Raw genomic sequence first — 25032 nt, 5'->3', positions numbered from 1 at the left:
AGAATTTATGAAAAAAGGAAAAAAAATGTTAGTATTATTTCTGGCATTGAATGCGGTATTGTCAGCTTATGCAAAGGGAGATACAGCACCATCACCGCGTTATGACAGAATGTATAATAACGTAGTAAGAAATATAGAACAAGGTAAAAGCAATGAAAAAAATTATCAAACAATAGAACGAATACTCAAACAAAGAAATATAGAATTAAAGGATTTACACTTACAGGGTGATTATATAGTAAAACCAGAATACCTTGAATGGCAGGTATTTTTCACGGGATTTTATGATGAACACGGAAAAGGCGTAGACAATAGCAAAGAAAATGCAAGATATCATTCACAGGTATCCGGATATTATGATGCAGAAGGTAATTATGTAGCAACAAGCGGATCTGTGGGAGGACTTGCAGGAAAAGGGTATCAGGCTTTACAGAAAGCAAAAGATATAAATCTGGGAGTAAGCATTCCGCTCAGAGGGCTTACAAGAGAGCCTGTACAGCTGGCATTGTCAGAAATTCCGGAATTGAGCTTTAACCCTACCTTTGCAGCACCTAAAGATCCTACAAAGGTAATTACGGCAAATGTGGAGGTAGATACATTTTCTATTAACATTCCAGATATAATTATTCCGTCAGTACCGGTAATCAGTACATTTACTGTAGCTGTACCGTCTACCGGAAACGGAGATGACAGCTTTAACAGTCTGGGGAATGCCAGTACATCAGATCCTGCAGGAGCAACATCATTTGTAGGGAATTATAATTTTTCCGAGGGAGAATTATCAGGATCATGGAACAGTCAGTATCTGACAACATATTCGTATAATAATCTTACAGGAACTTCTAACTGGGCTTCAGGTACTAATTCAATGACAAATGAAGGAAGCGGATTGATAACTGTATCTGGTTCTGTACCGGCTCTGTATGAAATAACAGGAGCTGACCGTGTAACATTTGGTCCGAACTTTACTATATCAATGACAAGTAATGTCAGCGACACGTATAATTCAACATTGCCGCATTTGATTCAATACGATCCTCACGGTTCAAGAACAACTTATCACAATTATGACTATGACTATTACGGAAATCAGCTTACAAGCTGGGGAACATATGATAAATACGGTGAATTGCTGAATCAGGGAACAATCAAAGGAAACGGAAATTCTCTGCTTATGATTTCATTGCAGATGCACAGCGGAAGTTTCAGCCCTACTGTAAGAAACGAAGGAATAATAAAAGGATTGTATGATGAAAACTTTACAGACGGAGGAAGAAGACACGTAGCGTTTTCATTCACTGTAAACGGTTCTACAGCTGCAAGAAGACTGGAATTTTATAACGCTGATACAGGATTAATAGAGTTACAGGCTAAGGAAAGTATAGCATTTAACTATGCAAATACGAGTGCAGCACATCTTTCTATATATAATGAAGGTGATGTGGTTCTGTATGGTAGAAACAGTGTAGGAGTGAAGACTGCAGGTGCAGGAGCAAATACTCTTTCCTCTTCAAAACTTGTACTGAAAACTCCTGTAAGAATAAACGGAGATTCCAGTATAGGTGTGGAACTGGCACAAATAATGGACAGCGGCTATGGAAACCTTGCAGCGGGACAATATGATCCTCAGGCAGCAGAAATAAGAGTGACTATCGGAGATGAAAAAAACCGATATGCAGGAAATGCAGCCGGAAACGATGAAAATTTTGTAGAAGGAGCAATTGGATTATATGTAAACAATGCTTCGCTAAACTATAGAATAAAGGATTATGAATTGCTGTTCGGGGATTATGCTAAAAACAGTTCACTGGCTTATATAAGTAAAGGAACGTTAACACTTGATAATGATGAATATTCAGTAATTAATATAAATAAAGGTGTAGACAATACTGGAATAATAGTAGACAGCAGTGATTCTGTATTGAATTTATACCCTCATATAACAGTGGGATCAGCCTCTTCACCTATAGACGGTACTATAGCATTAATAGCTAAATCAGGAGGGAAAATAAATCTTCTCGGGTCGAATAACATAGAAACAAATGGAAAAGAATCACACGGGATAGTTCTTACTGATGCAGGAACAACGCTAACGGGAACTACAGGAGGAAACCATAGTTTTAAAGCAACGGGAGACGAAAGTGCCACACTTTATGTAAAAGGCGGGGCAAATTTGAATCTGGGAACAAGTAATAATGTAGATGTTTATGCTACAGGAGATAAATCAATCGGTGTTTATAATGACAACGGAACAATTACTCTGGGAACAACAGGCGGAACATATGAAGTAGGAACAAACGGAGTGCTTTTATATAATTCAGGAGGAGGGACAATAAACACAGCAGGTGCGAACTTTACTGTGGGAAATGGTTCAATCTTCTCGATAGCCAAAGACTCAGGAACAAAAACTAACTTTACATCAGGAAGCACTTTGAATTTACAGTCTGGATCAACAGGATTTATAGTAGACGGCTCAATGGGAATTTCAAGTTACTTTAGTACATATTATTCAGGTTTGAATACTAATATGGATGTAGTGCTTTCACAGGATGCCACATTAATGGCACTGCAAAATGCAAATTCTGCTTTATCATCTTTAAGTTTCGGATCAATTGGTTCTATTTTCAAAAGTATAACTCTGAACGGCGGGAATATAGCTTCCCTTCTGGAAGGAACACTGACAGTGGATCAAAATGTAAATCTGAATGATTCTACTGATGCATATAATACAATTGAAAAATCTCTGATAGGTATCACAAATAATGCTGTAATCTCAGGAAGTCTGGCTAATCAGGTAGCTATGGCAGATAACTTCTCATCTGTGACAGGTGTAACATATAACAATATGGTAAATAACAGCACAGTGAGTCTCACAGGGGATGGTTCAGTTGCAATATACGCTAATAACGGTAATATAACAAACAGTAATACTATATCAGCAACAGGAAGAGAAAGCTTCGGTATATATGGTGAAAACGGAACAGTTACATTAAACACAGGAAGCATAACAATCGGCGATCAGGGTGTAGGTATTTACGGAGTGAGCCATCAGGATCCTGCTAATACCGGGACATACGGCGGAGGATTAATACAGATAACAAATTCCGGAAGTATAACAGGAACAGGCGGATCAGGAACAATAGGTATATATTCTAATACAAACAGAACAGGCGGAACAAAAGGAGATGCAATAGTAACATTAAGCGGAGGAACAATAAATCTCGGCAATGTAACAGATGCAATCGGTGTTTACGTAAATAAAGGAACTGTAAATGATACAGGTTCTACAATAACTGTAGGTAATAACGGAATTGGAATATATGCTAAAGACAGTGACCTTAACCTTAGCGGAACAAATATAAACCTTCACGGGAATAACGCACTTGGTCTATACCTTGAAGGAGATACAAACTTATTAAGCGGAACAGGAAATATAGATGTAAACGGGCAAAATGTAGTATTATTCTATATGGATACAATTCCGGGAGCAGTAATAAATAACAACTTTACTGTTAGTTCTGCGGCAGGTTCTACTTATACACTGGGAAGTATGAAAGGCGGTTCACTGGAGTATACAGGAAATGCCGGTCTTGCTTCTGACGGGACACTGGTAGCAGGAGAAAATTCTGCAGTATACCTAAACGGTTCTACAATAACTGCGGCTCCGGGCGCTGTGAATGTAGCTGCTATCGCGCTGGATAAACAATATTCTGGAACTCTGCCATCAGGAATGACTGCTAACACAGACGGAGAAAATAACGGGATTATTATTCTCGGGGATACTTCGGCTGGGATATACGGGAAGAACGGTTCAAGAATAAGCAACAAAGGTTCAATATCTGTGGGAACAGGTTCAGCAGGACTGATGACTTCAGGAAGCGGATCATTTGTGTTAAACAGCGGTTCTATAACTGTAGGTGCAGGATCACAGGGAATATATCTAAAAGACGGATTAAACATTGATAACATGAGTTCTGGAAATATTACAAGTACAGGAACAGGTTCAGTGGGATTATTTTCAAATAATAATACAGGTGCTGTAAATAACAGCGGAATTATAGATTTAACAGGTGATAAATCAATAGGAATATATTCTGTTGGAACAATTAGTCAGTCTATAAATAATAATGCGGGCGGACAGATAAAAGTAGGAGATTCAACAAATCTGTCAGACCCAAGCATAGGTATATACAGTAATATAGCCGGGAGTACAGTAACAAACTCCGGGACAGTGACATCAGGGGCAGGATCAATAGGTATTTACAATGCAGGAGGAACAGTTAATAATAACGGTACATCAAATATCGGAGATTTAGGAATAGGAATATATTCAACAAACGGTATTGTTAATCTGAATGCAGGCTCAATAATAAATATGGGAACAAACGGAGCAGTGGCTGTATATGGTATATCTTCTGCAGTTACTAATTCTGCAGATCTGAATATAGGGAATGGTAACTACGGGTTCATACAAAAAGGCGGTTCATTGACAAATAATGCAGGAACTAACAGCACTCTTGGAAGTGACTCTGTATATATGTACAGTACAGAAGGAACAGCAGTAACTAATAACGGCAATGTAACAATGACTGGTTCTGATAATGTAGCTTTCTATATGGCACAGGATCCTTCAAGCGGCATTGGCGGTGCAGTTATGATAAATAACGGTACTATATCAGGTACAGCAGGAAATAATAATGTAGGTATTTATAACTATGGAGGAACAGTAGATAACTATGGAACAGTAGCTGTAGGTAATTCAGATATTTTATTTATTTCGGGAACAACAGATGTTGATGTTCAAAATAGTAAATACTCAGTAGGAATATACGGCGAAAATGCAGCAATTATAAACCATGCAGGTGCTAATGTAACAGCAGGTTACGGAGGATACGGAATAGTAGCCAAAGGCGGAACTGCAAATAACTTTGGTACAGTAACAACAAACGGAGATTACTCTACTGGTATGTATACAGAAGGCGGAGTAATAACTAATGAATCAACAGGAGTTATTAATGTAACAGGTAATAATGCAATAGGAATGGCAGGTAAAGGAGACGGTTCCGAAATAATAAATAACGGGACTATAAATATAACAGGCAGCGGAGCTATAGGAATGTACGGTAATCTTGGAACTATAATTACTAATACTGGTACTATAAATATTTACGGTGACGGACAGTTATTTGTGTCGTCAGATCCGACAGATCCGCTTCATAGTGTGGGTTCAGGAACAGCTGTTATAAATGGTATATCTGATAATACAATACATTCAGTAGGAAACGCTCATACACTTCCGTCGCTGATAAATGCTGGGATAATAAAAACTAACGGTGTATTGGCATTAGACGGAATACAGGTAATGATAAAGCCTGATCCTTCATCAGTACAGCCATCAACAAATCCTGACTATGACTTCGAATTATCGGGAACATCAATAATAGCTGACGAGATATTGACTTCTAAGCCTATTGTTATACTTCCGGGATTCGCAGACGGTACAATTGCCAATGTTTATAAACTGGAGGGTGTAATTCAGGCAACGTCAGGAAAATATGACTTTATAAGCGGATCACTTCTGTGGGAAGCAACACCTCATGCCACAGGAAGCGGTTCAGATGTATATATGTCAAGAAAAGCATTTACAGAGTTTACAGACGGGTTATGGTTTGAAGATTTTGGTACTGCATTGGAAAATAATTATCTGAGTGCTTCAGGTGACGGGGTAGAGATATATAATAAAACAGCATATATACCAAATGAGGAAAATTTCAGACACATAATGGCAAGTCTGGCAGGAAATGTATATGCTAATATCAATCAAAGAGAAAATGATATAGCAGGAGCATTTGAAAACTCATTACACTTATTGCAGGATTCAGCTAATAATACAAAAGAAAATGTAAAACTAAGTGTAATAGCAGGAAAAGGTAAAAACAGAGAAGAAACAGACGGAGTAACTGGTTATAACTATACGACTACAGGAATACTCGCACTTCGTGAAGTAGAAAGAACTTACAGACACACATTCGGATATTCACTGGGATATTTACGTACAGGATTTGAATTTAATGACGGAAACAGCAGTGAGGAATGGGTAGATACAGTACAGCTTGGAGTACATAATAAATATAAAGCCAGTGACTGGGAAATAAGAAATGATATCACAGGAAGAGTAAGTATCCATAATGTAGACAGAAATATTGACTGGCCTTCTCCGCTTGGAAGATCAGAAATGAACGGAACATATGAGACATATAGTATAACAAGTGACAATATTCTTGGTAAAGAATTCAAAATAAGCAAAGATGCCAGCATAATGCCATATGGTGCATTCAGGGCAATGTATGTAACAAGACCGACATTTAGTGAAAGCGGGCTTGAGAAACTGGAAGTGGAAGGAAACGACGCTTGGAGTGCTAAGCCAAGAGCAGGAGTAGAAGTGAAAGGTGCAGTATCTCTGGGGAAAAATTCCGGAGTAAAACTGAAAGGTACATTGGATGTAGCATATGAGTATGAACTAGCAGATTTGAATGAGAGAGAAAGAGCAAAATTAATTGCGGTGGAAAATGATTACCATAAATTATCAAAACCGCAGGACGAAAAAGGCACATTTAGAACAAAGGCGGCACTAGGGGTAGAAGTAGAAGACAGATATGGAATATTTATTACAGGGGAATATTTTACAGGTGATAATAAAGAAAATGATTACAGAGCAGGTGTAACATTAAAGGCAGTATTTTAGAAAAGACCGGTAAAATAAGTATCAGATATTTGGTTTATAAATAGCAGATACTGGAAAATATTCGTAATAAATTAATAAGGTATATAAAAATGGTGTTGTATCGGGAGTTAAAAGATACAGCACCATTATTATATTTATTTTCCGGTTTTAAGTTTGTCATAAGATTTAGCAAGCTCCAGAGTACGCTTTTTTGTTTCTTCTAAAAATACGCTGTTTTTGTTGATTAAATCCATAGTACCGCCGCTGTTTTCCAGAGCTATTTTTCTGTCTCTTTCTTTTATCCACCGACGTTGTACATTTCTCAGCGAGTTTTGCCCGTCTTTTGAGAGATTGGACATAAGAAGTTTGTACACCTTGTTTAATTCAGTATCCCATTCGTCAGCTTCATACACAATAGCCTCGACCATTTCTACGGTACTTGTCGATGAACTGAGCATTGAATCTGCCTTTTTTTCTACAGGCTTCATTCTGTTAAGCAGGTCGCTTTCGTAATTTGCAAACAGAGATACAGAAAATATAAATGCTAAAAATAAAATAAACTTTTTCATGAATTCCTCCTTAATGAATTAAATGACTTATTATATTATAAAACTGTGAACGATGTCAAGAGAATATTAAAATATATGTTAAACATAAATTTATAAAATGGATAAAAGTTTAATTTAGAACATCGTTATCAGAAAAAAAGAAAATCTATATAATTTCAGGATGTTTTTTATTCAAAAAGGTGAGGTATAAAAAGAGAATAAATTTCAAAATATTTTTATAAATAAAAAAATACAATGTAAAATTTTATTTTTATTAAAAGGATGAAAAATTCTAAAAGCTAAGATTTATCTATATTTTATACACTGGTAATTTTTCGTCATAAATGTGAGAAAGGAAGTTTATATTGAAAGCTGCAAAATTTGTGGTATTTTATAATAGGGTGATAAACATGTTAAATCACAGAGAACAGGAACTATTGGATTTTTTTGTTAAGAACAAAGAATTCACTTATGAAGAAATATGTAATAAATACGGTATTTCTGAGAGGGCAGCCAGATATAACATTGATAATATAAATTATTTTCTGGAAGTATTACATATCAGTCCTATAAAAAAATCAGGAAAGAATCTGTATTTTGATAATACACAGGATATATCAAATATTTATACAATATTGAATGATATTGAAATTTTTTCGCAGGAAGAACGGCTGGAAATATTGAAGTTCATATTATGCTTTGATAAAACCGGTTTGAATCTTACCAAAAGTTCTGAAAAATTAAGAGTATCAAGAACTACAATAAAAAAAGATATGAAAATTTTGAAAAAGGAGATGATAAGGGAAGGTTTCGATGTAACCTACAAAAATAACGACGGATACAGGATTGAAGGAGAGGCATACAAGCTGGAATTATATAAGATAGGTCTTTTGAAAGATAATCTTATTCTCATAAACACAAAGGATAAAGAGAGTTCTTACAAAAAAACCATGTCAGAGCTGTGTGACAGTCTTTTCAACATAAAAGAGAAAAAAAGCATCAAGGAATTTATATTAAATATCCAGAAAAACCTTAGTATAAATATCAGTGATGAAATATTTTATGTTATTTATGCATATCTGATAATACTAATAGATAATCATAAAAACATTCAGTCATTATACACAAGGAGCAGTAACAAGAGTTTCCTTTTAGAAACGAAAGAATTTCTTATTATAGAAAAAGAGATAAAAAAAATAAAAGATTTGAAAAATACAGAAATTCCAAAAGAAAGAATTCTGGAACTTGCGGATTTTATTCTGGGGATAACTACAAATGAATATAACAGCAATAATCTGGAAAACTGGATTCATGAAGAAGTATTTATAAAAAAGATGGTAAATGAATTTAATAAATATATTGAGTTGGATATTACGAATGACGAAATATTAATAGACTGTCTCATATACCACATGAAGCCGGTAATATACAGAATCAGAAATAATGTAAGGGTAACAAACCCTGTTTTCAAGGAATTGATAATAAGTAAAGACCCCGTTTTGGAAATAGTGAAGATAATAATCAAAGATATTGAAAAAATGTTTGGAATAGAATTTCCCGAAGAGGAGCAGGCTCTTCTTGCCTTTCATTTTAAGGCATCAATAGACAGAAATACACATCAGAATCTGAAAAGAATTCTTTTAGTATGCGGTCTTGGTTACGGGAGTTCAAGACTTCTGGAACAGAGTATAAAGGAAAACTATAATGTAGATATAGTGGATGTACTTCCTTATTACCTGCTGAAAGATGCACTGAAAAATTATAAAAATATAGATTTAATACTGACTACGCTTGATATAAACGAGAAATATGAAATTCCGGTGGTAAAAATAAATCCAATGTTAAAACAGGAAGATTATCTTGAAATGGCAAAATATAATATACCAAAAAATGATAATAAAATTTTTCTGTCAAAAATTTTGAAAATAATAAAGAAAAATACAAAGATTATCAATGAGGAAATTCTTATTAATGAAATAAAGCAGGAGTTTAAAAACAGGATAATAGATGATGTAGACTATAAAACCACACATATAAAAGAATTTATAAATGAAAAAAGTGTAACGGTACTGGATGAAGTGGAAAGCTGGGAAGAAGCAATAAGAATATCGGGAAATCTTCTGGTGGACAATATGTATGTGAAAGAAGAGTATATAGATGAAATGATAAATCTGGTAAAAAAATACGGTTCATATATAGTTATTGACGACGGAATAGCACTTCCGCATGCGGGGATCAGCCATAACGTACTGAAACTGGGCGTAGGAGTGCTGGTAGTAAAGAAACCTGTTTTATTCCCTGATAAAAAGTCAGCTAATATTTTTATATCATTTGCAAGTAATGAAAATAAATCACATCTTACTATCCTTAATGATTTATTTGATCTTATAACAAAGTGTAACTTAAAAGGGGAGCTGCTTAGAGCAAAAGATAAAAATGAAGTAATAGATTATTTTTTAAAAACAAAAGTTTAGGGGGCATCAATATGCTAAAAGAATTTTTAAACGGAAATATAAATTTGACGGAAAGCGCTTCAGACTGGGAAGAGTCAGTAAGAATAGCAGCGAAACCATTGCTGGAAAAAGGATTTATATCTGAAGACTATGTAAATTCAATGACAAACGATATAAAGAGACTGGGATTCTATATAGTGCTGAGGGAAGGGGTGGCAATGCCGCACTCAAGACCCGAAAACGGAGTATCTAGAACATCAATGTCACTTTTGAAGCTGGAAAATCCCGTGAATTACGGGGACAATAAAGTGAAATTGATTTTTATACTCGCAGCAGAAGACAGCGAGAAACATATAGAAGCATTAACAGGTTTTTCAGAGCTTCTGCAGGATGATGATGAAGTAGAGGCATTAATGAATGCCAAAACAATGGAGGAAGTAACAAATATAATAAATAAATATTAATTCCTTATCTTATTCATATTTCAAGAAATGAAAATATGGCAAAGACAGGAATACTTCAATTGATCAGCGTGATCACAAAATTTTATTTTAATTAAAATATCAGGAGGAAAAATTATGAAAATTATGGCAGTATGCGGTTCAGGACTGGGAAGCAGCTTCCTTGTGGAGATGAACATAAAAAAAGTAATACAGAAAATAGGAGTAGATGCAGAAGTGGAACATTCAGATTTATCAAGTGCTACACCTGATGCGGCAGATTTATTCGTAATGGGAAAAGATATTGCAGCAAGTGCGAGTGTTCCGGAAGATAAGTTAGTAGTATTGGATAATATTATTGACATGAATGAACTGGAAGAAAAATTAAGCAAATATTTTGGAAAATAATTTTAGGAGGTTTAATGATGAATGGATTACTTATGTTCGTATTCGACATATTAAAAGTACCATCAGTTTTGGTAGGACTAATGGCGTTAATTGGTCTGGTGGCACAAAAAAAACCGCTCACTGATGTGGTAAAAGGAACAATAAAAACAATATTGGGATTCTTAGTACTGAGCGGAGGAGCCGGAGTATTGGTAGGCTCTCTGGATCCGTTGGGACAAATGTTTGAGCAGGCTTTTCATATACAGGGAATTATCCCGAATAACGAGGCAATTGTATCTATAGCACTTGGTGAATACGGTGCAATGACAGCTTATATTATGGCATTCGGAATGATATTTAATATATTTATAGCAAGATTCACAAGACTGAAATATATTTTCCTTACAGGACACCACACATTATATATGGCATGTATGATAGCAATAATTCTTCGTGTGGCGGAATTTGACGGTGTTCAGCTGGTATTGGTAGGATCAATAATTTTAGGACTTATAATGGCATTATTCCCTGCAATGGCACAAAGACACATGAGAAGAATTACAGGTAATGACGATATAGCTTTCGGACATTTCGGAACACTTGGTTACGTTCTTTCCGGATTCGTGGGTGAAGCTGTAGGAAAAGGTTCAAAATCAACAGAAGATATGAATCTTCCAAAAAATCTCAGCTTTTTGAGAGACAGTTCAATCTCAATATCACTTACTATGATGGTTATTTATCTGATCTTGGCAGTATTATCAGGAAGAGAATTCGTAGAGACTAATTTAAGCGGCGGAGATAACTATCTTGTGTATTCTATTATTCAGGCAATTACATTTGCAGCAGGGGTATTTATCATATTATCAGGAGTTAGATTAATTCTTGGAGAAATAATACCTGCATTTAAAGGATTCTCTGAAAAAATGGTACCGTCTGCAAAACCTGCATTAGACTGTCCGGTAGTATTCCCATATGCGCCAAATGCAGTTCTTGTAGGATTCTTATTTAGCTTTTTGGGTGGAATAGTAGGACTTATAGTACTTGGACAATTAAATATGGTGTTAATACTTCCGGGAGTAATTCCTCACTTCTTCTGCGGAGCAACAGCAGGCGTATTCGGTAATGCTACAGGAGGAAGAAGAGGATCAATGCTTGGGGCATTTGCAAACGGACTGTTAATTACGTTCTTACCTGTAATGCTTCTGCCGGTTTTAGGATCTCTGGGATTCGCGAATACTACATTCTCAGATGCTGATTTCGGACTGGTAGGTATAGTTTTAGGAAATATGGCAAGATTCATGGATAAAAACGTGATAACAATAATAGCTGTAGCTATATTGGCAATACTTGTAGCATTAAACTACATGATGCCTAAGAAAAAAATGCCTGAAACAGATGCAGCAAAATAAACAAAATACAGGAGGAATAAATGGAAAACTATAATGAAATAAAAAAACTGGCAAAAGATATAAGAATATCCATGTTAAAAATGCTGGCAAATCTGGGGTTTGGTCATTTTGGGGGAAGTCTTTCGGTAGTGGAAACTCTTGCAGTATTATATGGCGGTGTAATGAAAATAGATCCTAAAAATCCGGACTGGGACGAAAGAGATTATATGGTATTGTCAAAAGGACATGCGGGGCCTGCTTTATACGCAGCTCTTGCTATAAAAGGATACTTTCCCAGAGAGGAATTAATGACTCTGAATATAAACGGCACTCATCTTCCAAGTCATCCTGACAGACTTTTGACTAAAGGAGTAGATGCTACAACCGGTTCACTGGGTCAGGGAGTCTCATTAGCTACAGGAATAGCAATGGCAGAAAAAATTTCCGGAAAAGATAACCGTGTATTTACTATACTTGGAGATGGTGAATTAAATGAAGGTCAATGCTGGGAAGCGTTTCAGTTTATAGCACATCATAATTTGAACAACCTTACTGTGTTTGTGGATTATAACAAGCTTCAGCTGGACGGAACCCTTGAAGAGATTATAAAACCATTTTCTTTAACCGAAAAATTCAAAGCCTTTGGATTTGACAGCGTGGAAGTAAAAGGCGACGATATAGAAGGAATATATAACCTTGTAAAAAATAAAAGAGGAGAAAATGAAAGACCTCTTGCAATAATTCTTAATACAAAAAAAGGTCAGGGTGTAGAATATATAGAAAATCTTAAAAATTCGCATCATTTGAGACTTACTGATGAAATAAAGGCAGAAATAGAAAAAGCCATTGTGAAATTGGAAGGGGAGGTGGAATAATGTATAAAGTATACAGTGAAAGAAAAAAAGATGATATGGAAATGAGAAAAGTATATTCTTCCACTTTACTGGAACTTATGAAAAAAGATGAAAGAATAGTAGTTCTTGAAGCCGACCTTATGAGTTCGATGACTACAGACAGCATCCAGAAAGAACTTCCGGGAAGAGTAATAAACGGCGGAATAATGGAAGCACATATAGCAGGTATGGCAGGAGGAATGTCTATTGCCGGTAAAATACCATTTTTTCACACATTTACAGCGTTTGCCAGCAGAAGATGTTTTGATCAGCTGTTTATGTCAATATCATATCAAAAGAATAATGTAAAAATAATAGCTTCTGATGCTGGAGTAACAGCAGTGCATAACGGCGGAACTCATATGTCTTTTGAAGATATGGGGATTGTCAGAGGGCTTGCAGGGGCAGTTGTTCTTGAGGTGACTGATGGTGTAATGTTCAAAAATATATTAGAACAGGTGGCCGAAACAGAAGGGTTTCATTGGATAAGAACTATGAGAAAAAATGCGGAAAAAATATATGAAGATGGTTCTGTATTCGAAATAGGAAAAGGAAATGTAATAAGAGACGGAAGTGATGTGACTCTTATAGCAAACGGTATTATGGTGTCTGAAGCGCTTAAAGCAGCAGATATGCTGGCAAAAGACGGATATAGCGCAGCAGTAATAGATATGTTTACACTAAAGCCTATAGATAAAGACCTTATAGTAAAATATGCAGAAAAAACAGGGAAAATAGTAACATGTGAAAACCACAGCATACATAACGGTTTAGGATCAGCTGTAGCTGAGGTTCTCGCAGAAAATCATCCTGCTAAAATGAGAAGAGTAGGAATAAAAGAAAGATATGGACAGGTAGGAACACTGGATTACTTAATGAAAGAATACGAAATCACAGCTGAAGACATATATAAAAATGCAATTGAATTATTGTAATCATTAATGGAATTTGCGAAATTTAAAACAAGCAGACAATTAACCCTGCTTGTTTTTTTGTGTAAAATAATCGTAAAAAACTTGTATATAAATTAGTATGTTCATTTTAAAATAAAGAGTGTTTTTTTCTATGTCTTGCATTTATATTAGAAGTATCTTAGGTTTGTTAATAAATAAATAAGAATTATTTTCTTTCACTATTACTATAAAATGTGATATAATAATTTATAAATAGAGAAGGTCTACATATTCATTTACTAACCGGTTATTTATTTGAACAAATTTCAATGCTTTTCACATATTTCAATTTATTTCATTTTATTGGAAAATTTATAAGAATAATACCAAAATTTAGAGTCAAAAGATTATCTTATATAAAATATGTCAACAAATATTTTTAAATAATAAATGATTTAATTTTTAGAGAAAGTATCAATTTTTATAATGCATTTAGAGTTTAAAAAAAATAAAATTTTTTGATGATTTACTGAAAACTACTGAAAAATAAGGGTCGGGCAAAAGAATAATGAAAAATAATATGGAATTTACTCGCTTTAACGATTATTTTCAGCAGAAAAAAAACGAGAAAATCTTTTAAAAAAAAGTTTTTTTAATTGCTGCATTAATTAATTAATTAAGTAAGTTTATAAAAGAAAAAATATGAAAAATCAGAAAATTTAAAATAATATAAAAATAAAAGAGATATATCTGAAAAGCAAAGCAATGTTTATAAAATGGTATTTCATCAAAGAAGTCACTACTTATTCAACAATAAGGAAACCGTATACTTTCTGTCATAATAAAAAAAGCTGTTATGATAAAACAGCTCTTCTATATTTACGGCTAAAAGTTTTTTATAAATTCATATAATAATCTGGTACCAGCTCCTGTTCCTCCCGCACTGCCGAACTTCGACTTGCTTTCAGTGAAGGCAGGACCTGCAATGTCAAGATGGAGCCATGGCAGTTCTTCTACGAATTCCTCTATGAACTGACCGGCTATAATAGCTCCTCCCCATCTGGTTCCTACATTCTTAAGATCTGCATTGGGAGTTTTTAGACTTTCTTTATAGGCACTGTGATTAGGCAGCTCCCAAATAAGTTCCCCGGAAATTTCTGATGCTTTTTTTAGAATTTCCAGCATATTGCCGTTATTAGTAACAATTCCTGTAATATCAGTGCCCAGTCCAACCATGCAGGCTCCTGTCAGTGTTGCGATATCCACCAGATGTGTTGCTTTTTCATAACGAATCGCATAAGTGACAGCATCAATAATTGTAAGACGCCCTTCAGCATCAGTATTATGTATTTCTACTGTCTTACCGTTCATTGATCTGATTATATCACCGAGTTTATATGATGAACCGTTAATCATATTTTCACAGGCAGGTATTACAGCAACAATGTTTTTCTTAATCTTCATTTTTGAAGCGGTACAGACAGCTGAAATCACAGCAGCGGCACCAGCCATGTCAGATTTCATTTCTATCATACTGTCTGAAGGTTTTATTGAAAGACCCCCGCTGTCAAATGTAACACCTTTACCAATGAGTCCGATTTTGTTCTTATCTTTTTTGTTGCCGTAGTAACGCAGAATAATAAGCTTTGGTTCTTTGTCAGAACCCTCGCCTACTTTTAGAAAGCATTCCATTTTCAGCTTTTTAATCTCTTTCTTATTTAATACTTCGACTTCAAATCCGTATTTTTCCCCAAGTGAAAGGGCTGATTCGGCTAAAGTTTCAGGATAAAGTACATTAGAAGGTTCGTTAACCAAATCTCTGGCTGTGTTAACAGAATTTGCCAATTCTACAGCTTCAGAGAGATCGATATTTTCTTTATCGGTCAAAATAAATAAATGATGTTTATGTTTTTTGGAATTTTTCATATATTTTATAAATTTATAGTATCTTAATATGAAAATTTCTGTTATAATATATTCATCAAAAAATAAATCAGAATTAATAAAAAGTATATTTTTTGATTTTTCGGAAATTTTATTAAATACATCAAATAATACATCCCTGATTATAATATTACCAAGAAGATCAGTATTAACTAAAACAACTTGTTTTAGCTTCATATCGACTTCTATATCAAAAGAAAGAAATTTATCATCAGAGTAAGAAAAAGAATAAAGATCAATATATTTATTAATTTTCTTGTCCAGTTCCTTATTTTGGGAATTAATCTTACGGTTTTTACTGACCGGCAGTATTAGAGTATCAAAATTATCTTTAAAATTGTTAATCACGCTTACATTCATATTTACAACCTTCTTTCTAATTAATACATAAATTTTATGATATAACTGATATTTTGTCTGATTAAACTACAAAATCAATCAATATCAAGGGTTTAATCTAAAAATGCGGATAAGAACAGAACTAATATTCATATTCCATTACAGTAATATTATCAGTTATTAAATCAGCAATTTTTGTTACTTTTTTACGTCCAATTTCATCATATTCATATTCATAGATTAATTCTACTGTTGTTCTTTCATTTTCAACTTTTTTATAATAAGTGGGATCACCATTATCATTATGCTCAAATTCTTGATAGTTTTTAATATTTCCATTTTTATCTTTTATGATTAATTTTTTTGGTTTATCGCTTAAATACTCTGACATAAAAGTCCTCCTTTTAATATTGGCGGGAACACCTAATTTTATTGGTCTGAAAAGATGTTGTTTAAAAAATTTAGAATGAGTTCTACTAAAAAATTAAAATATGCTTGACAAAAGTGCTAAAAACTTAGTAAAATGTCTTGATTATATTAGTAATAATTAATATGAAAAACTAAATTTTTAATTTATTATAACATATTGTCTAATAAAATCAAGAGCTCTTAATTATTATATCAAATAAATGTAATTAAGGAAAAATAAAATGGAGAGGTGGTGTCCGAGTTAAGGCAGGTTACGTGATTTAAGGGAGGTAAAACACACATGCATAGTAATATCAATATGGAAAATCAAAAATCCAAAATCAAGGAGAATATGAGTAATATTACTAACAAAGTTGTTATTATGAGTGGCAAAGGTGGAGTTGGAAAATCCACGTTATCGGTAAATTTAGCATATGGGCTTTCTATGCGAGGATATAAAGTGGGGATTCTAGATGCAGATCTGCATGGGCCAAATATTCCTATTATGTTAGGGGTAGAAGGGGAAAAGTTAACCGATTTATCAGTTCCATACAAGATAAATGAGAATCTGTGTACGACATCCTTAAGTTTTTTTCTTCCTAGTACGGATCCAGTAATTTGGAGAGGACCACAAAAAATGGGCGCTATTATGGAAATACTAGAAAATGTAGTTTGGGGTAAATTAGATTATCTGATAGTAGATTTGCCGCCAGGTACAGGTGATGAAACACTAACAATCGCACAAAATGTGGGTGTAGGGACAAAGGCAATAGTTGTAACAACTCCTCAAGATGTAGCGTTATTAGACTCTAGGAGATCAGTGAAATTTTCAGGATTGGTAAATATGGAATTAATTGGGATAATTGAGAATATGAGTGGGTTTATATGTCCTGAATGTGGAGAAGAAGTCAATATATTTAAAAAAGGCGGAGCTGAAAAAATGGCAAAGGAACTGAAAGCTAATTTTCTAGGTTCCATACCTATGGATAAAAATATTGCCTATGCTGGAGACAGTGGAAAACCATACATCCAGAACGAATCAGAAGCAAGCATTCGGCTAAATAAAATCATTGATCAGATCTTAGATAAAGTAAAATAAAATATTTTTGGAGGAAACAAAATGAAAATTTTAATATTTAATAGTAATGAAAAAAGCAGACTTGTAGTAGGTCAGCTGATGAAAGAGTTGAGTTTCAGTGTTTCACTGGCAGAAGACAAAAATAAAATGATGCAGGAATTAAAATCAGATACAATAGATATAGTAATGCTTGATATTAAATCTTTTAAGAATACTTTTTCAAAAGAGCTCGAAGAAATTATAGACAACAAGAAAAACAGCTATATTCTGTTATCAATAGATAAAGATGACAGATACTCAAAAACAGAAGCATTACTACAGGGAATAGACGATTATATCTATAATGATTATAAACTGGATGAGCTGTCTGCTAAAGTAAAAGCAATAGTAAGAACACTTACAAGACAGGGAAATGACGATTCATCGGAAGTTTTATCAGCATATGATTTAACACTAAATCCTATTAACAGAGAAGTAAAAAGAGCAGGAAAAGAAATTGAACTTACTAATAAAGAGTTCTTACTTCTGGAATACTTCTTGAAAAACAAAAACAGAGTACTTACAAGAACAATGATATCAGAAAAAATCTGGGACATTGACTTTATTACAGAAAGTAACATAGTTGATGTTTATATTAACTTCTTAAGATCAAAAATAGACAAAGGATATGACAAAAAAATAATAAAAACTGTAAGAGGTGTAGGTTACATAGTAAAGGAGTAACCGTGCCGGAAAAAGCAGGGTGCTTAACAAGCCCTGCTTTTTTTGTTTGTGTAAAATAAAAATAGTTTGATTTACAAATAAAATAATTTTCAAATTAAATCTTGAAAAATTAAAAATAAAGTGATAGAATTTGTATAATAAAATAAATTACAGGAGGGATTCAAATGTTTGAACAAATTAAACTGAAATACGCTTTTGATGCTTTGGAGCCGCATATAGATACTCTTACTATGGAGACTCATTATGGAAAACATCACGCAACATACACTAAGAACCTAAATGATACTATAGAAAAATTACCTGAACTAAAGGGGAAATCAATAGAAGAAATCTTAAGTAATCTGGATGCTATTCCGGAAGAACTAAGAACAGCTGTTCAAAATAACGGTGGAGGGTATTATAACCATAATCTTTATTTTGAAATTCTGTCTCCAAATGGCGGCGGAGAACCTACTGGTAAACTTGCAGAAAAAATAAAAGCAGATTTTGGAAGTTTTGACAAATTAAAAGAAGAGATATCTGCTAAAGCAGCAGGAAGATTTGGTTCAGGATGGGCATGGCTTGTAGCAACAGCAGACGGTCACCTGAAAGTAGTATCTTCTCCTAATCAGGATAACCCTTTTATGTGTAAATGTGAAAATAAAGGTCAGCCTATTCTTGCATTAGATGTATGGGAACATGCATACTACCTAAAGTATAAAAACGTAAGAGCTGATTACATAAAAGCATTCTTTGATGTAGTAGACTGGAATGAAGTAGCGAAGAAGTATGAAGAAGCAATAGGATAAATAATATAAAAAGAGCAGGAAACTGCTCTTTTGTTTTGAAAAAAATTATATTGTTATCTGAATTTTATATTTTAAATAAAGACTTAACGTTTCTGTAAATTCCCCTCTACTATTCTGTTCTCTTTTTCATCATAATATACTTCATTTGTAAGCTCCTGTTTATTATGATATTCCAGTATGTTATTAAAGGTAGTTTCTACTATTCCGTCAAGAGCTTCTTTAGTAAAGAATGCCTGATGGGATGTAACAATGACATTATTAAATGTAAGCAGTCTTGCAAGTACATCATCCTGAAGAATATCAGCAGAATCATCTTCAAAGAAATATGATTCTTCCTCTTCATATACATCAAGACCTGCGGCACCTATTTTCTTATCTTTAAGTCCTTCGATAAGCATGCTTGTATCAATGAGTTTTCCTCTTCCTGTATTAATAATCATAACGCCGTCTTTCATTTTCTTTATGCTGTTATAATCAATAAGATACATAGTTTCCGGAGTGAGCGGACAATGAAGCGATATAATATCTGATTCTTTGTATAATTCATCTAGTGTAACATAGGTATACCCTATTTCTTTTGCAGCTTTTTCATCAGGGAACTTATCATAACCCAGAACATTCATTCCGAGTCCTTTTAAGATACCGATTAATATTTTGGCAATCCTTCCTGTACCTATAATACCCGCAGTTTTACCATGAAGATCAGTTCCGAGAAGACCGTTCAGCGTAAAGTTCCCGTCTCTGGTTCTGCTGTATGCTTTATGAATTTTTCTGTTTAGTGTCATAATCAGTGCGAGAGCGTGTTCTGCCACTGCATAAGGAGAGTAAGCAGGAACCCTTACCACTTTTACACCGTATTTTTTAGCAGCTTTAAAGTCAACATTATTATAACCTGCACTTCTTAATGCCAAAAGTCTGATACCGTTTTTGGCAAGAATAGATAAAACCTTTTCATTAACATCATCATTGACAAAAACACAGACTACATCATAATATTTCGTAAGAACAGCATTATTCACAGAAAGTCTTTCTTCAAAATATGTAATACTGGCGTTATATTTTTTATTCCATTTTTCAAAAAATTCTTTGTCATACGGTTTTACATCAAATAAAGCTATTTTCATCTCAGCCTCCATATATAAAATTAGTTTATAAAATATTTTGTTTATATAAATATGCTATAATTTTTTGTATAAGATGTCAAGAGAATTTTTATGTACAAACTTATATAAAGAAAATTATCTATAATAAATTCGCAGATAAAAAAAGCACTGAAAATAGTCAAATATTTGAAAAGGACTGATATTTATGATATAATATGCAGTAATGAAATTTATTTTTAGAGGAGAAAATATGGATCTTTTTGAAATCAAAAAAGAGATTGAAGGGTTTGCTGAAAGTATAGAAGAAATTAGGGGGCATCTTTGATCTGGAAAATTTAAAGACAAAAATAGATGAGCTGGAAAAACAGACACTTAGGGAAAATTTCTGGGATGACCAGCAGGAAAGCCAGAGAATTATAAAAGATTTGAATATTCTGAAAAAAAACAGGGATGAATTTAATAAATTAAATACACTTCTGGAAGATTCGAGTGTTTTACTGGAATTCATGGAAAACGGAGAGACTGAGTTTCAGGAAGAGCTTAGGGAAAAAGTCGGAAATCTGGAAAATGAAGTAGAAAGCTTTAAGATAAAATTACTTCTTGATGAGAAGTATGACAGCTGTAATGCCATACTGACAATAAATGCAGGAGCAGGAGGAACAGAAGCCTGTGACTGGGCAGAGATGCTTTACAGAATGTACGACAGATGGGCAGCTATACATGGATTTGGTGTATCAATACTAGACTCGCTTGCAGGCGATGAAGCAGGAATAAAAAGTGTGACACTTAGTATTTCAGGTGAATATGTATATGGTTACCTGAAAGGCGAGAAAGGGGTTCACAGACTTGTAAGGATTTCACCTTTTGATGCGAATAAAAAAAGACATACATCTTTTGCAGCGGTGAATGTACTTCCTGAACTGGAAGATGACGTAGAATTGGCTATTAAGCCTGATGATTTGAAAATAGATACCTACAGATCCAGCGGAGCGGGCGGTCAGCACGTAAATACCACAGATTCAGCCGTAAGAATTACACATATACCTACGAATACAGTGGTAACATGTCAGAAAGAAAGATCACAGCTGAAAAACAGAGAAACTGCCATGAAAATACTGAAATCAAAACTGCTGGAAATCGAAATGCAGAAAAGAGAAAACGAGATATCGGAAATACAGGGACAGCAGTCTAAGATAGAGTGGGGAAGCCAGATAAGGTCATATGTATTCCAGCCTTATAAAATGGTAAAAGATCACAGGACAAAAGCCGAAGAAGGTAATGTAGACAAAGTGATGGACGGAAATATAGATAATTTTATAAATGAATATTTAAAATGGTATAAGAATACAGATTAATAAATAGGAGGAAAAATGGAAGGTAAAAGAGTAAGGGTAAGAATAGCCCCTTCTCCAACTGGAGATCCGCATGTGGGAACTGCATATATCGGGCTTTTTAATTATGCATTTGCTAAAAAGAATAACGGGGATTTTTTATTAAGAATAGAAGATACAGACAGAACAAGATTTTCACAGGACTCTGAACAGCAGATTTTTGATGCTATGCACTGGCTTGGTCTTAACTATGACGAAGGACCGGACGTAGGAGGCGCAAAAGGGCCGTACAGACAGTCTGAAAGATTTGATATATATAAGGAATATGCAGAAAAATTAGTGGAAAATGGTGAAGCTTACTATTGTTTCTGTACACCTGAGAGACTTGCCAAGCTGAGAGAAAGACAAATAGCCATGAAGCAGGCGCCGGGCTATGACAGACACTGCAGAAACCTTACAGATGAAGAAGTGAAACAGAAGCTCGCTGAAAACGCTCCTTATGTAATAAGACTAAAAATGCCTTATGAAGGTGATACTATTGTTCATGACGAATTAAGAGGAGATATAGTTTTTGAAAACAGCAAAATAGATGATCAGGTTTTACTGAAATCTGACGGATTTCCTACTTACCATCTTGCTAATATAGTAGATGACCATCTTATGGAGATAACACATGTAATAAGAGCGGAAGAATGGATAGCTTCGACTCCTAAGCATATACAGCTGTATAAAGCTTTTGGATGGGATGAACCAAAGTGGTACCATATGCCGCTTTTGAGAAATTCTGATAAATCAAAGATATCAAAAAGAAAAAATCCTGTTTCTCTGAATTACTATGTAGAAGAGGGTTATCTGAAAGAGGGACTTCTGAACTTTCTTGCTCTTATGGGATGGAGTTTCGGAGGAGACAGAGAGATATTCAGCCTTGAAGAAATGATCGAGAATTTTTCTTTTGACAGAATCTCGCTTGGAGGACCAGTATTTGACCTCGTTAAGCTGGGGTGGGTAAATAACCAGCATATGAAACTTAAGGATCTGAAAGAGCTTACGACACTTGCTCTGCCTTATTTTGTGAAAACCGGTTATTATAAAGATGAGAATTTAAGTGATGATGAATTCGCAAAACTTATGAGAATAGTGGAAATAGGGAGAGAGTCTGCACAGACATTAAAAGAACTTCCTGAAAAATCAGTGATCTATTATGAAGATGATTTTGAGCTGCCTAATCCTGAAGAAGCTGAGAATAAAAAAGAAAGAAAATCAGTGGAAAAACTTTATTCATCAATGGAAACTGAGACAGGAAAGAAAGCAATAGAGCTTTTCGTAAGTAAAATCAGTGCATTAAATGAAAAGATCAGTGAAGAAGAAGCAATTAAGATACTGAATGAGCTTCAGGAAGAACTTGGCGAAGGTCCTGCAGCTGTATTAATGCCGATAAGAGCAGTGCTTACAGGAAAGGCAAGAGGTGCTGATCTGTATACCGTAATAGGAATTATCGGGAAAGAAAGAACACTTGAAAGAGTAAAGAAAACTAAAGAAAAATACAATATATAAGAATAGAATATTGAAGACTTTGTTTTATGCAGAGTCTTTTTTTAGTACTAATTTTCAAATGAGCCAACATCTAGAAAGCAGTAGTGAAAATAATAAGAAAAAAGAAAGAGAAGATATCGTATTTTTATTCAAAAAATTATTTTATAGTGTATTTTGATTATTTAGATTGATTTAAATTAGTGATGAAAATAAATTTTTTATACAGTAATTTTTAAAATAAGGAATAGTAAAAAACATGTTTGGAAAATACACCTTTAAAGAAAAAATTGTATTGTTCTATTCTAAGTAAGAAAGTATTTTTCTGATGATGAAAACATAAAATACAATTTTTGTGTATTATGCTTTGAAAAAAATTAATATATTCAAATAAAAAACAAAGACGAAAGAAATAAATAAATAAATAAATAAATGATTAGCATTATTATATAAATAATAATTGACAGATAAATGATAAGTTAGTATAATTGTTTAATAAATTTCCGTTGAATAAATTTCTTTAAAAGGAGCATGTTAGAAATATATTATTTTAATGGGTAATGAAAGAAGGAGAAAGAATGAAAGTGAATAAAAAATTGTTTGCCCTATTTGCATTAAATGCAATGGCAGCATTACCTGGTGAAGCATCGGAAAGAAAGACAGAAAAACTATATAATGGTATAGTTAAAAATTTTCAAGCAGGGAAATCGAACAGAGATAATTACAAATTGATAGAGAAGATATTAAAACAAAGAAATAAGGAACTAAAAGATTTATATTTACAGGGTGACTATGTAGTAAAGCCTGAATATTTAGAATGGCAGATTTTTTTCTCAGGATTTTATAATAATATAGACAGAGGCGGAAGTAAGGAATTTGTTTCTACAATCACAGAGATGGATCCTAAAACTATAAATTTAGGAATGGTAATTCCCATAAGAGGACTAGCTAGAGAAAATATAAGTCTGGATTTGACTTCACCATTTGAGCCGGAGATAAATATATCTATCCCCAGTGTGAATGTAATTTTGCCGGAAGCAGTAGATTATGTACCTATATCAGTGGCGGTTTATAATAACACTGGGATGAGTGCAGCAGTACCTAATAAAAATTCCGGGCAAAATTCTGTAGAAACAGGTGAAGAAACAAATATCATAGCATACAATACCAGCGGAAGTAAAATGTTTGAAAATTTAAATATAGATTCAGCGGGTGGTACTGAAGTTAAGTGGGACAGTCCTACCAGCTTAACCATGACTGGACAAGTGAATTATTCTAATACAGGATTAACAGGAGTGACTAATGCCAGTGAAAGCCATACCGGACAAGGATCATCTATATCTGTCTTAAACATAGGAGTAGATGGAGATTTCACAATAAAGGGAGACTGGAGTTTAAGGGCAAATTCAACACAAAATAGTACATTTGCCTTTTTATCATACATGCCAAATTATATCACTCAAGACAGCAGTGTTGTACACGAGGGAACTTTGGGATTAAGCAGAGGTGCAGGATCACGGGGAATTTTAGTGGGTCTGTCATTAAATTTGATAAACTCCACAGCTTCGGGTCTTCCAACTGCAACATTGGAAAATAAAGGAGAAATTACTTTAAACATGAATCCCAGTACAGCTTTAGGAAGAGTAGTCGGAATGCAGCTTGACCCTATATATTCTAAGCCATTAATAAAGGGAGAGCTTATTAATTCAGGGAAAATTACTACAGAAATGCCTCTGGGATTTGGTTCATCTTATAGTAGAATAACAGCACTACTTATAAATAGTGGTAGTGTATCTCCGGTAGCAGATGTAAAAATTGGAAATATTGATTTGAACGCAACAAGGTCAATTGGACTTGAAATTGGGAACGGTGATAATGCGCTGACAGATGTGAGCATAGATGGTTCAAACGGAGTTATTAATGTAGGTAATGCAGCTTATGGAACCCTTATTGGAAATGCTGTCGGATCAGATACAGATAATCTGATAGACCAGTTATAAAATGTCAAGGAAAAAAAGAAGAATTTTTAAATAAAAAAATGAGTATCACAAAATAGACAGCA

17 protein-coding genes are annotated in these 25032 nt (G+C 34.0%); 13 read left to right on the top strand and 4 right to left on the bottom strand.

The annotated features are described in order from the left end of the window. The first annotated feature begins 7 nt into the window (after window positions 1-7). Window positions 8-6745 carry an autotransporter domain-containing protein gene (locus NK213_RS03575; protein WP_253346760.1) on the top strand — a complete coding sequence of 2246 codons (6738 nt, stop codon included), beginning with the start codon at window positions 8-10 and terminating at the stop codon, window positions 6743-6745. A 134-nt stretch (window positions 6746-6879) separates the two neighbouring features. Here the strand turns inward: NK213_RS03575 and NK213_RS03570 are convergent, their stop codons facing one another. Further along, window positions 6880-7293 carry a lysozyme inhibitor LprI family protein gene (locus NK213_RS03570; protein WP_253346755.1) on the bottom strand — a complete coding sequence of 138 codons (414 nt, stop codon included), beginning with the start codon at window positions 7291-7293 and terminating at the stop codon, window positions 6880-6882. Window positions 7294-7682: 389 nt separating this feature from the next. On the opposite strand from NK213_RS03570, the gene NK213_RS03565 reads away from it, so the two are divergent. The 6 genes from NK213_RS03565 to NK213_RS03540 all read left to right on the top strand — a co-directional run bounded on the left by NK213_RS03565 (window position 7683) and on the right by NK213_RS03540 (window position 13768). Further along, window positions 7683-9746 (top strand): transcription antiterminator, encoded by a 2064-nt coding sequence (locus tag NK213_RS03565; protein WP_253346753.1) that lies wholly within the window; start codon window positions 7683-7685, stop codon window positions 9744-9746. Window positions 9747-9757: 11 nt separating this feature from the next. After that, entirely contained in the window at window positions 9758-10189 is a 432-nt protein-coding gene (locus NK213_RS03560; protein ID WP_253346751.1) for a PTS sugar transporter subunit IIA, read from the top strand. Between the two features lie 114 nt (window positions 10190-10303). Then, window positions 10304-10573 (top strand): PTS sugar transporter subunit IIB, encoded by a 270-nt coding sequence (locus tag NK213_RS03555; RefSeq protein WP_253346749.1) that lies wholly within the window; start codon window positions 10304-10306, stop codon window positions 10571-10573. Between the two features lie 17 nt (window positions 10574-10590). Further along, a complete protein-coding gene (locus NK213_RS03550; protein WP_253346890.1) occupies window positions 10591-11961 on the top strand; it encodes a PTS ascorbate transporter subunit IIC in 1371 nt (456 codons plus the stop codon). Window positions 11962-11981: 20 nt separating this feature from the next. After that, window positions 11982-12815 carry a transketolase gene (locus NK213_RS03545; protein WP_253346747.1) on the top strand — a complete coding sequence of 278 codons (834 nt, stop codon included), beginning with the start codon at window positions 11982-11984 and terminating at the stop codon, window positions 12813-12815. Beyond that, complete coding sequence (locus NK213_RS03540) at window positions 12815-13768, top strand: transketolase family protein (protein ID WP_253346746.1); 954 nt, start codon at window positions 12815-12817, stop codon at window positions 13766-13768. Before NK213_RS03545 ends, NK213_RS03540 begins: the two co-directional genes overlap by 1 nt. An 843-nt stretch (window positions 13769-14611) precedes the next feature. Here the strand turns inward: NK213_RS03540 and NK213_RS03535 are convergent. Beyond that, complete coding sequence (locus NK213_RS03535; protein ID WP_253346745.1) at window positions 14612-16030, bottom strand: leucyl aminopeptidase; 1419 nt, start codon at window positions 16028-16030, stop codon at window positions 14612-14614. A gap of 121 nt (window positions 16031-16151) precedes the next feature. Further along, complete coding sequence (locus NK213_RS03530) at window positions 16152-16400, bottom strand: hypothetical protein (RefSeq protein WP_253346744.1); 249 nt, start codon at window positions 16398-16400, stop codon at window positions 16152-16154. Between the two features lie 318 nt (window positions 16401-16718). Between NK213_RS03530 and NK213_RS03525 the strand changes: the two genes are divergently transcribed. The 3 genes from NK213_RS03525 to NK213_RS03515 all read left to right on the top strand — a co-directional run bounded on the left by NK213_RS03525 (window position 16719) and on the right by NK213_RS03515 (window position 19006). After that, a complete protein-coding gene (locus NK213_RS03525) occupies window positions 16719-17516 on the top strand; it encodes an Mrp/NBP35 family ATP-binding protein (RefSeq protein WP_253346742.1) in 798 nt (265 codons plus the stop codon). 21 nt (window positions 17517-17537) lie between these two features. After that, entirely contained in the window at window positions 17538-18218 is a 681-nt protein-coding gene (locus tag NK213_RS03520) for a response regulator transcription factor (RefSeq protein ID WP_253346741.1), read from the top strand. A gap of 164 nt (window positions 18219-18382) precedes the next feature. Beyond that, window positions 18383-19006 carry a superoxide dismutase gene (locus tag NK213_RS03515; RefSeq protein ID WP_253346736.1) on the top strand — a complete coding sequence of 208 codons (624 nt, stop codon included), beginning with the start codon at window positions 18383-18385 and terminating at the stop codon, window positions 19004-19006. 83 nt (window positions 19007-19089) lie between these two features. Here NK213_RS03515 and NK213_RS03510 read toward each other — a convergent pair whose 3' ends face one another. Further along, window positions 19090-20130: a 2-hydroxyacid dehydrogenase gene (locus NK213_RS03510; protein WP_253346734.1), complete on the bottom strand. Its 1041-nt coding sequence runs from the start codon at window positions 20128-20130 to the stop codon at window positions 19090-19092. Between the two features lie 229 nt (window positions 20131-20359). Between NK213_RS03510 and prfB the strand changes: the two genes are divergently transcribed. The 3 genes from prfB to NK213_RS03495 all read left to right on the top strand — a co-directional run bounded on the left by prfB (window position 20360) and on the right by NK213_RS03495 (window position 24970). Beyond that, window positions 20360-21464 (top strand): peptide chain release factor 2 gene (gene prfB, locus NK213_RS03505; RefSeq protein WP_253346732.1). Its coding sequence is split into 2 segments (ribosomal slippage): window positions 20360-20431 and window positions 20433-21464, totalling 1104 coding nucleotides; the frame shifts between segments, so codons are not numbered across the junction. Between the two features lie 15 nt (window positions 21465-21479). Continuing rightward, entirely contained in the window at window positions 21480-22994 is a 1515-nt protein-coding gene (gene gltX, locus NK213_RS03500) for a glutamate--tRNA ligase (RefSeq protein ID WP_253346731.1), read from the top strand. 554 nt (window positions 22995-23548) lie between these two features. Then, entirely contained in the window at window positions 23549-24970 is a 1422-nt protein-coding gene (locus NK213_RS03495; protein WP_253346730.1) for a hypothetical protein, read from the top strand. Window positions 24971-25032 lie beyond the last annotated feature (62 nt).

The organism is Sebaldella sp. S0638, assembly GCF_024158605.1.
In the GTDB taxonomy this organism is placed as follows: Bacteria; Fusobacteriota; Fusobacteriia; order Fusobacteriales; family Leptotrichiaceae; genus Sebaldella.
Note: the sequence above shows the minus strand (reverse complement) of the source record. Positions and strands in the feature narration are given on the sequence as shown.

Coding starts and splice junctions, on each gene's coding strand:
- NK213_RS03575 (WP_253346760.1), top strand. CDS start 8: ATGAAAAAAGGAAAAAAAATGTTAGTATTATTTCTGGCATTGAATGCG.
- NK213_RS03570 (WP_253346755.1), bottom strand. CDS start 7,293: ATGAAAAAGTTTATTTTATTTTTAGCATTTATATTTTCTGTATCTCTG.
- NK213_RS03565 (WP_253346753.1), top strand. CDS start 7,683: ATGTTAAATCACAGAGAACAGGAACTATTGGATTTTTTTGTTAAGAAC.
- NK213_RS03560 (WP_253346751.1), top strand. CDS start 9,758: ATGCTAAAAGAATTTTTAAACGGAAATATAAATTTGACGGAAAGCGCT.
- NK213_RS03555 (WP_253346749.1), top strand. CDS start 10,304: ATGAAAATTATGGCAGTATGCGGTTCAGGACTGGGAAGCAGCTTCCTT.
- NK213_RS03550 (WP_253346890.1), top strand. CDS start 10,591: ATGAATGGATTACTTATGTTCGTATTCGACATATTAAAAGTACCATCA.
- NK213_RS03545 (WP_253346747.1), top strand. CDS start 11,982: ATGGAAAACTATAATGAAATAAAAAAACTGGCAAAAGATATAAGAATA.
- NK213_RS03540 (WP_253346746.1), top strand. CDS start 12,815: ATGTATAAAGTATACAGTGAAAGAAAAAAAGATGATATGGAAATGAGA.
- NK213_RS03535 (WP_253346745.1), bottom strand. CDS start 16,030: ATGAATGTAAGCGTGATTAACAATTTTAAAGATAATTTTGATACTCTA.
- NK213_RS03530 (WP_253346744.1), bottom strand. CDS start 16,400: ATGTCAGAGTATTTAAGCGATAAACCAAAAAAATTAATCATAAAAGAT.
- NK213_RS03525 (WP_253346742.1), top strand. CDS start 16,719: ATGCATAGTAATATCAATATGGAAAATCAAAAATCCAAAATCAAGGAG.
- NK213_RS03520 (WP_253346741.1), top strand. CDS start 17,538: ATGAAAATTTTAATATTTAATAGTAATGAAAAAAGCAGACTTGTAGTA.
- NK213_RS03515 (WP_253346736.1), top strand. CDS start 18,383: ATGTTTGAACAAATTAAACTGAAATACGCTTTTGATGCTTTGGAGCCG.
- NK213_RS03510 (WP_253346734.1), bottom strand. CDS start 20,130: ATGAAAATAGCTTTATTTGATGTAAAACCGTATGACAAAGAATTTTTT.
- gltX (WP_253346731.1), top strand. CDS start 21,480: ATGGAAGGTAAAAGAGTAAGGGTAAGAATAGCCCCTTCTCCAACTGGA.
- NK213_RS03495 (WP_253346730.1), top strand. CDS start 23,549: ATGAAAGTGAATAAAAAATTGTTTGCCCTATTTGCATTAAATGCAATG.